Below are 10,461 nucleotides of genomic sequence, written 5' to 3' on the forward strand. Positions count from 1 at the left end.
GCCTCAGGTCCTTGAAGTCGGCCTTGGCGTGGCCGGTGGCGACGTCCATGCCGGGCTTGAGGTAGGTCTTGTCGATCAGCGATTCGTCCATGCCGACCGGCTCGAAGATGTGCTCGCGCACGTAGTCGGCGTAGCTCTGCCCGGAGGCCTGCTCGATCACCAGCGTGGCCACCGCGAACAGGATGTTGTCGTAGGCATAGCCGGCGCGGAAGCTGTTCTTGATCGGCACCCTGGCCAGGCGCTCGACCACGTCCTTCGTGCTGTAGTCGGTCGGCGGCCAGTACAGCAGGTCGCCCGCGCCCAGCGACAGGCCGCTGCGGTGCGCCAGCAGGTCGCGGATGCGCATTTCGTGCGTTACGTAGGCGTCGGACATGCGAAACCAGGGCAGGTGCTCGATCACCCGGTCGTCCATCGAAAGCTTGCCCTGCTCGGCCAGCTGCTGCAGCGCGGCGGCCGTGAAGGCCTTGGTGTTGGAGGCGATCGCGAACAGCGTGTGCGCGTCGACCTTGTCGCCCTTGCCCAGCTCGCGCAGCCCGAAGCCCTGCTCCATCACCACCTGCCCGTCCTTCACGATGGCCACGGCGATGCCCGGCACGTCGAAGGTCTTGCGCGCGCTGTCCACGTAGGCGCCGAAGTCGGCCAGCTGGGCGGGCAACATCGGCCGCGCGGTGTCGCCGGTCGACACCGGCGGCGGCAGCGGCCGCTGCGCCGGCGTCTGGCCCAGGGCGCCGGTGGTGGCGAACAACAGGGCGCAAGCGGCCGCCAGGCGGCTGGAGAAGAGGGGTTGGGTCATGCATGACTCCCACTGATGAGAACGCCCCACTATCGCGGCAAATCGCCGGCAAGGCCAGAGGACGACCGGCAATGGGTCGGCGTCCTGCGGGAGTGCCCGCAGCCACCGCTTCCCCGCCACGCGGTCACGGCCGAGGGCGCTCGCTGCAAGCGGAGTGGCAAGATGGCCTCCCTTTCCCCGGAGCGGCCACCATGCCCGACCTGTTCGCCACCTCCACGGCCTCCCCGATCCGCGTCGGCATCGGCGGCTGGACCTTTGCCCCCTGGCGCAACAACTTCTACCCGGCCGGGTTGGTGCAACGACGCGAGCTGGAATACGCCAGTCGCCAGCTGCGCGCGATCGAGGTCAACGGCACCTTCTATGGCGCGCAGAAGCCGGCGACCTACGCCAAGTGGGCGGCGGAGACGCCCGAAGGCTTCGTGTTCGCGCTGAAGGCGCCGCGCCATGTTGTCGAGAGCAAAAGGCTGGCGGCCGCGGGCAAGGGCATCGAGGCGTTCGTGTCCGGGGGCATCGCGGAAATGGGCGACCGCCTGGGGCCGATCAACTGGCAGCTGGGTCCTTCCCGGCCATTCGACGAGGACGACATCGCCGGCTTCCTGGATGCGCTGCCGCGCGAGCTCAACGGCCGGCCGTTGCGGCACGTGCTGGAGGTACGCCACCGCAGCTTCGCCAGCGAGCGCTACGTCGCGCTTGCCCGTGCCCACGGGGTCCCGACCGTGTTCACCGACGCGACGCAGTATCCGTCGCTCGCGGATCTGACCGGCGACTTCGTGTACGCACGGCTGATGCGCAGCGCCGCCGATGAACCGGAAGGCTATCCGGCCGCCGCGCTGGATGCCTGGGCCGAACGCGCAGGCGCCTGGGCGCGAGGCCAGGACCCAGCCGAACTGCCACACGCCGCCGCGCTGCAATCGCAGGGCCGGTCGCGCGAGGTGTTCATCTTCTTCATCAGCAGCGCGAAGGAGCGCAATCCCGCTGCCGCCATGGCTTTGCAGGCCCGCATCGACAGGGCCGGCGCGGCCGCCTGAGGCGATGTTTACGGTCGTTTGCCCCGCGCGTCACGGCCGTTTTGGCAGGCTCCGGTATGTCGTTCCCGACGACGTTTCCCCTCCCACTGCCCAGGAGATGCGCCATGACCATCCAATCGACCGGCTACAACACCGCCAACCCCAATCGCGCAGGCATGTCCACCGGCCCCGTCCTGGCGTCGAGCACGCTGAACGGTGAGAACGTGCGCAATGCCTCCGGCGAGGACCTCGGCGAGATCAAGGACCTGATGATCGATACCGCCAGCGGCACGATCCAGTACGCCGTGCTCTCCTTCGGCGGCTGGCTCGGCATGGGCGACAAGCTGTTCGCGGTGCCGTGGAACGCCATGCGACTGGATACCGCCAACCACTGCCTGGTGCTGGATGTCTCGAAGGACCGCCTGAAGGATGCCCCGGGCTTCGACAAGGACAACTGGCCGGACTTCGCCGACACGACGTTCACCAACCGTATCAGCAGCTACTACCACTGACGGCCGGCTTCCAGGTGCCTCCGGGGGCGTCGCGATCGCGGCGCCCTCGTCGCATGCGCTCCCGTACACTGGCGCATCCACCGCCAGCCACCTCCCGCCAGCCATGCAACAGCTCACCTTCCAGCTCGACCGCGACCACGTCGAACTCAATCAGTTGCTCAAGCTGACCGGGCTGTGCGACAGCGGCGGGGCCGGCAAGATGCTGGTGGCCAGCGGCGAAGTCCGCGTCGACGGGCAAAGGGAGCTGCGCAAGACCTGCAAGATCCACGCAGGCCAGACCGTGCGGCTGGGCGATGTGGAAATCCGCGTGCTCTGACGCCGTCCCCTCCCCGGCTCTCGCGTGACGCGCCCGACCGGAGGAAACGCGCGCAGGTAACCGAAGGCCCCCGACCAGCGAAACCTCCAGCGAACCGTGCGCATCCGATTCAGGCATGCGTCCGTGGCTCCGTGACTACGCTGCGAGGTAACCCCATGTCCGGTCGATGGCTTTCCCTGATTCCCCTCTGCTGCGCCCTGATGGCGGGCTGCGGCGCCTCCGGCACGGCAACGGCCGACGGGATGGCGCGCCTGCCCGACCCGCGGCTCGATCCCGCGCCGAGCCACCCCGGCGAGCAGGTCGCGGTGTTCGCCGGCGGCTGCTTCTGGGGCGTGGAGGCGGTGTTCGATCATGTCCGCGGCGTGCGCCAGGCATGGTCCGGCTACGCGGGCGGCGCCGCCGCCACCGCCACCTACGAGCAGGTCAGTGGTGGCGACACCGGGCATGCCGAGTCGGTCAAGGTCGCCTACGACCCGCGCAAGGTCAGCTACGGCCAGTTGCTGAAGGTGTTCTTCTCGGTCGCGCACGATCCCACCCAGCTCGACCGCCAGGGCCCGGACGTCGGCAACCAGTACCGCTCGGCCATCTTCTACGCCACTCCGCAGCAGCAACGCGTGGCCGAGGCCTACATCGCGCAGCTCACCGCCGCCCACGCGTTCACCGCCCCGATCGTCACCCGGGTGGTGCCGCTGAAGGGGTTCTATCTGGCCGAGTCCTATCACCAGGACTTCGCCGAACAGCATCCGGACAACGCCTACATCGCCTACAACGATGCGCCCAAGGTGGCGCACCTGAAGCAGTGGCTGCCGGCGCTCTACCGCCCGCAGACGCGGGTGGTCGACGTGCGGTTGCACTGAAGGGAAAGCGGCAGGCTGGTGCCGGCGGCGGGATGTCAGTGCGCGGGCGGCACCAGCCGCAGGCGCGCGGTCCCCGGGCGCTGGTTGGGGCGCAGCATGCGCTCGATCTCCGGCACTTCCAGCGCCCTTGCGTACAGGTAGCCCTGGCCCTCGGTGCAACCGGCGCGCAGCAGGAACTCGTGCTGCGCCTCGGTCTCGATGCCTTCGGCGATGGCGCACAGGCCGAGCCGCTTGGACAGGGCGAGCATGGCTTCCACGATGGCGGCGTCGTGCGCGCTGCCTGGCAGGCCGGCGACGAAACTCTGGTCGATCTTGAGGAAGGCGATCGCCGGCAGCTTGAGGTAGGCCATCGACGAATAACCGGTGCCGAAGTCATCGATCGCCACGCCCACACCCAACGCGTGCAGCGCGTTCATGGTGCGCTCCATCTCGTCGCCGAGGCGCAGGATCGCCCCTTCGGTGATCTCGAGCAGCAGGCGCTGCGGGGCGACCTGCTCGGCCACCAGCCAGCGGCGCACGTCCTCGACGAAGTGCGGGGCGCCGTAGGAACCGGCCGAGATGTTCACCGCCACGCGGACCGGCGGCAGGCCCTCCTCGTCCCACTGGCGCATCTGCCGCGCGACCGCCTGCAGCACCCATTCGTCCACGTGGCGGATCAGCCCGAGCCGCTCGGCCATGGGGATGAATTCGGCCGGCGAGACCTCGCCGCGGGCCGGATGCCGCCAGCGCAGCAGCGCCTCGACCGCGACCACCTTGCCGTTGCGCAGGTCCACGCTCGGCTGGTAGACCAGCCGGAATTCGCCCCGCGCGAGCGCCTGGCGCAGCTCCGCCGCCAGTGCCAGGCGCTTGCGTGCGTCGGCCTGCATCATCGGCGAGTAGAACCGGTAGGTGTTGCGCTCCTGCGTCTTGGCCGCGTACATGGCCGCATCGGCATTGGCGATCAGCGTGACCGGGTCGCTGCCGTCGAGCGGGTAGCCGGCGATGCCGATGCTGGCGCTCAGGGCGACCTCGTAATCGCCGACCTTCATCGGCTCGCCCAGTACCGCCAGCAGCCGCTGCGCCAGCGTGCTGGCCTGCTCACGCGACGCCAGCCTGCCGACCAGCAGCGTGAATTCGTCGCCGCCGATGCGGCCGGCCACGTCGTGCTCGCCCAGGCCACGGCTGATCCGCTCGGCCACGTGCACCAGCAGCCGGTCGCCAACGGCGTGGCTGTAGCTGTCGTTGACCACCTTGAACGCATCCAGGTCGATGAACAGCACCGGCACCGCGCCGTGCCCCCGATCGGCAGCGGCGATCGCCAGCGCGCACTGGCGCTCGAACTCGGCGCGGTTGGCCAGTCCGGTCAGCGGGTCGTGGGTGGCCAGGTGTTCGAGCCGGCGCTGGTTGGCCTTGGTGGTGCTGATGTTGGTGAACACCGCCACGTAATGCTGCACCCGGTCTTCGGCATCGCGGATCACGCTGATGCTGAGCAGCTCGGGGTAGACACTGCCGTCGGCGCGCTGGCTGTGCACCTCGCCCAGCCAGTTGCCACCCGCCGCCAGGGTGTCCCACACCGACGACGGCAACGACGTGCCGTCGGCCAGCCGGCGGGTCTCGTCGAAGCGGCGACCCTGCATGTCCTGCAGCGAGATGCCGGTGATGGCCACGTGCGCCGCGTTGACCGAGAGCACCCGCCGCTGCGCGTCGGCAATGATCACGCCCTCGGCGATGCTCGCCAGCGCCTCGGCGGCGATGCGCCGCTCCTGCTCCAGGCTGATCCGTTCGGAAATGTCTCGCACGATCGCCTGGCGGACCTGCCGCGCGCCCCAGGCAACCAGGCTGCTCTGCGTCTCCACCGGCCGCGACCGCCCATCGCCCCGGCGCAGCACACCCTGCGTGATGCCCTCCCCCCGCGGCAGGCCGTGTTCGAACAACCCGGCGAAAGGCGTGCCGACGAGCTCCTGCATGTCGCAGCCGATCCATTCGAGCGCCTTGCGGTTGGCGTCCAGGATGTGGCCACCCTTCTCGTCCACCATCACGATGGCGTCGGCGGCACGGTCGAACAGGAGCCGATAGCGCTCCTCGGTACGGCGCATGCCGGCCAGCACACGCCGCGCCATCCACAGCCACAGCAGCGTGGCCAGGCAGGTGGCACCGAAAATGGTCGAATAGAGCACGCGCCCCATCCAGACCGCCCCGTGCGCCACCTCCTGCGAGAACACCTTGGCCTGCGGTTCGATGTCCTCGTTCAGCGCACGGATGCGCGCCTGTGCGCGCGCGATGCGGGCCCGGTCCATGGCCCCGCGCGCATGGGCCTGCTCGAGCGTACGGGCGATGATGTCCAGTTCGTCGACCGGGCGATCGGTCGCACGCCATGCCGCAAGCGCCTGCTTCATGTAGGGCGCCGAGGCGAAATGGTCGAGCATGAAGATCACGTTCGGCACGGCGGACTGCATGGTGTTGACCCGCGCCAGCGCCCCGGCGACGGCGACCCGGTCGTAATCGCCGGCCGTCACCCGGTCGCGCGTCCAGCGATCGATGCGCAGGATGTCGTAGTTCTTGCGGAAGGCGGCCAGGTCGGCCGGGTCGCCGCTGGCCGCGTAGTTGCCCAGGTCGATCACCGCCTGCTTCTGCGCCTTGGACCAGATGCTCTCGCCGTTGAGGAAACCGGCGAGAGCGACCTGGACCTGCAGCGCGCCCCAGGTAAAGGCAAGGATCAGCCCGATGACGGCCGCGAGCCCCCACGCCAGCGGCAACAAGCGCCGGTGCAACGAGTGCAAGCTGGGCACGGCTGCAGGCAATGGCATCCCCTATCCTGTGACTGACCCGCGCGATTCTACGGGCGATTGTTTATCTTTCACGTCCCGTCAGGCCGCCGCCTCGTTCACGGTTCCGTAAACCCGGGTGCCCCCCAGGCAGCGATCGGCAAGGATGCGCATCCCGGTATAGCTGCGTTTGACACACTCGGTGAGGTGGTCCACTTCATCGGCAGCCGGGGCGGTTCCCTTGAGGGTACAGACGATCTCGAGCGCCTCCCAGGGGTGGGTGTCATCGTAGGCGGCGTGCAGTTGCAGCCAGCGCAGGCTCTGCACACGCTTGTCCGCCGGCAGGCTCTGGACGTAGCTGGCGCTGTCGTAGATCAGCTGGGACCACTCGCCGGTGGCGCCCTCCACCGCGTAATTGGTCGCCACGATACCCGCGGCCAGGCTGTCGTCCCGGCTGACCTCCTCGCACCAGTCGGCGAGCGCCTGGGTGCCCCGCGCCGGCTCGCCGTAAAGGACATCCCAGCGCGCCACCCCGGCGCCCTCGGCCCAGTTGAGCCAGTAATCGGCATGGTTCTGCTCCACGCGGATGTTGCGCACCAGCCAGCGGCGGGCCAGGTTGTCGCCGGGGCTGCGGCCGTAGCGGGTCTTGAGCAGGTTGTATGCCATATACGCGGGAAAGCGTTCGATCAGGGGCCAGATGCCGGCCATGAAGTCGCGGGTGCCCTGGCGCCCAAGCCGGACCTCGCGCATCAGGTCCCACAGCTCGTGGCGGATCACGCTCTGCCTGGTTTCCTCGCAGGCGCCCACCATGTCCTGTGCCCACTGCGGATAGCTGGAAAGCTCGGTCAGCGGGCCGGTCCGTTCGAAACGATTATCCATTGCTTGCTCCTTGGGGTGCGCTGCGGCGCTTTCGCCGGACGGCCCGGAGGCAGGGGCGACCGTTCCCCGGCTGCAGCTCACCGGGGAGTCCATGGTTTCAACCGGCAGTCTCATGGTCGGCGATTGCGCAGGCCGCGGCGGGCCATTCACACCCCGGGGAACTCCGGATCGGCAGGTGCCCCATCTTCGCGCCGAACGGCGGCGAGTGCGTCAACACGACGTGGCGGGCCGATGTCAGTGACGGGTCCGCTGTTCGGCGGCAAGCGCCGTGGCCACGTCGCGTGCGTAGGTACGCGTCGTGCGCGCCAGCAGCAGCACCCCCGCCAGCGCCAGCGGCACGAGCATCACCAGGAAGGTGTGGTCCAACCCGGCCGCGCCCATCCGTGCGATGGCCGCGCCGCCGGTCGCGGCCCCCGCCGCACCGCCGGTATCCGCGTGTCCGGCAAAGCGCGCCGAGACATAGCCGAACAGCGGCGGCGCAGCCGCCTCCAGCGCGAAACGAAACGTCGCCCGCACACCCTCGGCGCGGCCCCATAGCGCCGAGGGCACCACGTCCAGGCGCGCCGCGTCGGCCGCCGGGTTGGCACCGCCGATGCCCGCGGCCGCCAGGAAAAAGAACGGTCCGGCCAGCCACAGCGTGCCGATCAACAGGCCTGGAAGGAAGGCGGCCGTAGCCAGCAGGTAGGCCGCCGCCGCCACCTGCACGCGCCCGGTCAGGTGACCCCGGTCGATGAGCCAATCGCCCAGGCGCCCGGCCAGCAGCACGCCAGCGATGGCCCCCAGGCCGATCACCACCGCCAGGGTGCTCGCCGCCGACTGGTTGAGGTCGAAGCGCCCGCGCATGAACACGATGGCGAAGGTGCGCAAGCCGGTGAAATAGAAGTAGCCCAGCGCCGATGCGAGGATCAGCGTGCGGCAGGTCGGCACGGCGAGCACGTAGCGGACCGCGCGCCAGAGCGAGGCGGAGGCCGGGTTCATGCTCATCAGCGCGTGGCGCGGCCGCACGCCTCGCCAGCGGATCACCCGTCGCAGCGAGCTGCTGCGCGGCGTCTGCGCCCTGGCCCGGACGGACTCACCCTCGGCGGGCACGCGGCGGGCGCCGACCGGGATGCGGCTCTGCCCGCCGCGCGAGGGCTCCGGCAGGCAGCGCCACAGCACCACCGCCAACACCAGGCCCAGCACCGCCAGCGCGAAGAACGAGGCGCGCCAGGACAGCCACGCCGCCACGTTGCCGGAAATGAGGAACCCGAACGCCACCCCGAGCAGCTCGCCCGCCAGCACGTAGCCGAAGATGCGACCGCGTTCTCCGGGGCGGAAGAAGTCGCCGGTCAGCGAGGTGACCGCCGGCGAGGCCACCGAGGCGACCGCACCCAGTGCTAGGCGGCTGATCAGCAACATCGGGTAGGACGCGGCCAGGCCGCTTGCGAGCATGCTCGCCGACCACAGCACCAGTGCAATGGTGAGCAGGCGCACGCGCCGTACACGGTCGACCAGTGCACCGAACGGCAGGGTCACCACGGCGGCGACGGCGGTCGAAGCCGTCACCAGCCAGCCAACCTGCAGGTTGCCGATGTGCAGCGCCGCCTTGATCGGCGTGGCTACCGCGCCGACGGTCGCCTTGTCTGCCGCGTCCAGTGACAGCACGCATGCCAGCAGCACGATCACCTTCAACCGGGCCGGGCCACCGGCCATTTCCTCCAGCGGCCGCTCGATGTCCTGGCGCAGCCAGCGACGCAACCGGCCTGCCGGCGCGGCGGCGCGCGCGTCGCTGTTCGAAAGGGTCATGCCGAGATCCTGTGCATTGCGCGGCGTTCACCTCCCGCCCGGCTCACGAAACGTTCTCGGACGAGCATCAATGGTGGTCGCCCGCTCCTGGCAAGGTCCGCCGCATGTCCTGCCTCCCCGCCGATTCCGGCACCCGAACCGCCAACGGCACGTCAACGGCGCAGCCGCGGCACGCGCAGGTCCCGCAGCCGGCGCTGGCCCTGCTGGCCTTCATGATGGCGTTGGCCCCCTTCGGCGACACCGAGTACACGCCGGCGATGCCCGCCATTGCGCATGCCCTGGGCGCGGACTACGGCATGGTGCAGCTGACCATGACGTTCTATCTGGCCGGGTCGGCGCTCAGCCAGCTGGGATACGGCCCCCTGGCCGACCGCTTTGGCCGGCGTCCGGTCATGCTCTGGGGCACGGGCGTGCTGACCGCCGGCTTCCTGCTCAGCCTGGTCGCGTTGGCCATCTGGCCGCTGCTCGGCAGCCGGCTGGTCCAGGGCCTGGGTGCCAGTGCCGGTGGCGTGGTCGCGGACGCGGCAGTCCGCGACGCTTTTCCGGCCGATCGGCGCCAGCGCATCTATGCCAAGTTGAACGCGGCATTCGCCCTGGCGCCCGCCGCAGGTCCGCTCGCCGGCGCCTATCTGGTGCGCGGACTCGACTGGCGCGCCAACTTCGCCGTGCTCGCCGGGCTCGGCGGGCTGCTGTGGTTCTCGGTGTGGCGCTGGCTGCCGGAAACGCACCCGTACCCGGATCGCCGGGCCATCCGGCCGCGGCACCTGTGGCGCACCTGGCGGCGCATCCTGGGCACGCCACGCTTCGTGATCTGCGCCCTGCTCGGCGGCTGCGGGGTTGGCGTGGTGTACACCGCCCTGATCGGTGCGCCGGACCTGGTGATCAACCTGCTGGGCGAAGGCAGTGGCGCGATCGCCATCGTCGCCGCGTCGGTCCTGGTCGCGTTCGTGAGCGGCGCCTGGGCGTGCGTGCGGCTCACCCCGCGGCTGAGCCACCTGGCGCTCCTGGCGGCGGGCCTGGCGCTGCTGCTTGCCGGCTCGGTCGCCCTGTTGGGCGTGGCGCTGCTGCTCGGGGCGAAAACTGGCCTCGCGGCTTTCCTGGTTCCGATCAGCGCGTGCTTCTGCGGTGTCGGCCTGATGCTGCCGGTCACCACCGCCCAGGCCATGGAGCCCTTCCACCGCATGGCCGGCAACGCCGCTTCGTTGCTCGGTTTCGTCCGCATGGGCATGGCGGCCCTGGCCACGGTGGCGATGAGCCTCCTGCACCACGGGACCGCCCTGGACATCCCGGTCGTGTTCCTTGGCCTGACTGGCGCGGCGGTGGTCGTGTTCGTGGTGTACGTGCTGCGCGGGCGGCGGGGCTAGCGCCACCGGCGCTCGGCACGCGGAACGCGCCGCCATGGGGCGGTGTCACTCGATATGGAACCGCTGCCCGGGAAGGCGGCTCTCGATGTAGTGACCGAGCCCGTCGATGCCCGGTTCATAGCTCCGGCGTTCTACTACCGGCGGTTTCGCCCGGCCTCGCCGGGCATCCGCAGTGCTGGCGAGCCGATGCGCGCGGCGCGTGCC

9 protein-coding genes are annotated in these 10,461 nt (G+C 70.0%); 5 read left to right on the forward strand and 4 right to left on the reverse strand.

Translation table 11 applies throughout. From position 1 onward, the window contains the following. Nucleotides 1–793 (reverse strand): serine hydrolase domain-containing protein (locus VFH59_RS12225; RefSeq protein ID WP_325165179.1); only part of this gene is annotated, 793 nt, incomplete at its 3' end. Nucleotides 794–984: 191 nt separating this feature from the next. Between VFH59_RS12225 and VFH59_RS12230 the strand changes: the two genes are divergently transcribed. From VFH59_RS12230 to msrA, 4 genes are all read left to right on the forward strand, one after another. Further along, nucleotides 985–1,821 (forward strand): DUF72 domain-containing protein, encoded by an 837-nt coding sequence (locus VFH59_RS12230; protein WP_325165180.1) that lies wholly within the window; start codon nt 985–987, stop codon nt 1,819–1,821. A gap of 104 nt (nt 1,822–1,925) precedes the next feature. Next, entirely contained in the window at nt 1,926–2,312 is a 387-nt protein-coding gene (locus tag VFH59_RS12235) for a PRC-barrel domain-containing protein (RefSeq protein ID WP_325165181.1), read from the forward strand. 103 nt (nt 2,313–2,415) lie between these two features. Beyond that, nucleotides 2,416–2,628 carry an RNA-binding S4 domain-containing protein gene (locus tag VFH59_RS12240; RefSeq protein WP_325165182.1) on the forward strand — a complete coding sequence of 71 codons (213 nt, stop codon included), beginning with the start codon at nt 2,416–2,418 and terminating at the stop codon, nt 2,626–2,628. A 155-nt stretch (nt 2,629–2,783) separates the two neighbouring features. Further along, nucleotides 2,784–3,485 (forward strand): peptide-methionine (S)-S-oxide reductase MsrA, encoded by a 702-nt coding sequence (gene msrA / locus VFH59_RS12245; RefSeq protein WP_414655888.1) that lies wholly within the window; start codon nt 2,784–2,786, stop codon nt 3,483–3,485. A 35-nt stretch (nt 3,486–3,520) separates the two neighbouring features. Here the strand turns inward: msrA and VFH59_RS12250 are convergent, their stop codons facing one another. The 3 genes from VFH59_RS12250 to VFH59_RS12260 all read right to left on the reverse strand — a co-directional run bounded on the left by VFH59_RS12250 (nt 3,521) and on the right by VFH59_RS12260 (nt 8,893). Then, nucleotides 3,521–6,271, reverse strand: a complete 2,751-nt coding sequence (locus VFH59_RS12250) for a putative bifunctional diguanylate cyclase/phosphodiesterase (RefSeq protein ID WP_325165183.1) — start codon at nt 6,269–6,271, stop codon at nt 3,521–3,523. Between the two features lie 60 nt (nt 6,272–6,331). Continuing rightward, a complete protein-coding gene (locus VFH59_RS12255; RefSeq protein WP_325165184.1) occupies nt 6,332–7,108 on the reverse strand; it encodes a TenA family transcriptional regulator in 777 nt (258 codons plus the stop codon). A gap of 234 nt (nt 7,109–7,342) precedes the next feature. Then, complete coding sequence (locus tag VFH59_RS12260) at nt 7,343–8,893, reverse strand: MFS transporter (RefSeq protein WP_325165185.1); 1,551 nt, start codon at nt 8,891–8,893, stop codon at nt 7,343–7,345. 104 nt (nt 8,894–8,997) lie between these two features. Here VFH59_RS12260 and VFH59_RS12265 point away from each other — a divergent pair, with 104 nt between their 5' ends. After that, nucleotides 8,998–10,257: a multidrug effflux MFS transporter gene (locus tag VFH59_RS12265; RefSeq protein ID WP_325165186.1), complete on the forward strand. Its 1,260-nt coding sequence runs from the start codon at nt 8,998–9,000 to the stop codon at nt 10,255–10,257. The last annotated feature ends 204 nt before the right edge of the window (nt 10,258–10,461 follow it).

The organism is Frateuria sp. (assembly GCF_035695185.1).
In the GTDB taxonomy this organism is placed as follows: Bacteria; Pseudomonadota; Gammaproteobacteria; order Xanthomonadales; family Rhodanobacteraceae; genus Frateuria_A.

Coding starts and splice junctions, on each gene's coding strand:
- VFH59_RS12230 (WP_325165180.1), top strand. CDS start 985: ATGCCCGACCTGTTCGCCACCTCCACGGCCTCCCCGATCCGCGTCGGC.
- VFH59_RS12235 (WP_325165181.1), top strand. CDS start 1,926: ATGACCATCCAATCGACCGGCTACAACACCGCCAACCCCAATCGCGCA.
- VFH59_RS12240 (WP_325165182.1), top strand. CDS start 2,416: ATGCAACAGCTCACCTTCCAGCTCGACCGCGACCACGTCGAACTCAAT.
- msrA (WP_414655888.1), top strand. CDS start 2,784: ATGTCCGGTCGATGGCTTTCCCTGATTCCCCTCTGCTGCGCCCTGATG.
- VFH59_RS12250 (WP_325165183.1), bottom strand. CDS start 6,271: ATGCCATTGCCTGCAGCCGTGCCCAGCTTGCACTCGTTGCACCGGCGC.
- VFH59_RS12255 (WP_325165184.1), bottom strand. CDS start 7,108: ATGGATAATCGTTTCGAACGGACCGGCCCGCTGACCGAGCTTTCCAGC.
- VFH59_RS12260 (WP_325165185.1), bottom strand. CDS start 8,893: ATGACCCTTTCGAACAGCGACGCGCGCGCCGCCGCGCCGGCAGGCCGG.
- VFH59_RS12265 (WP_325165186.1), top strand. CDS start 8,998: ATGTCCTGCCTCCCCGCCGATTCCGGCACCCGAACCGCCAACGGCACG.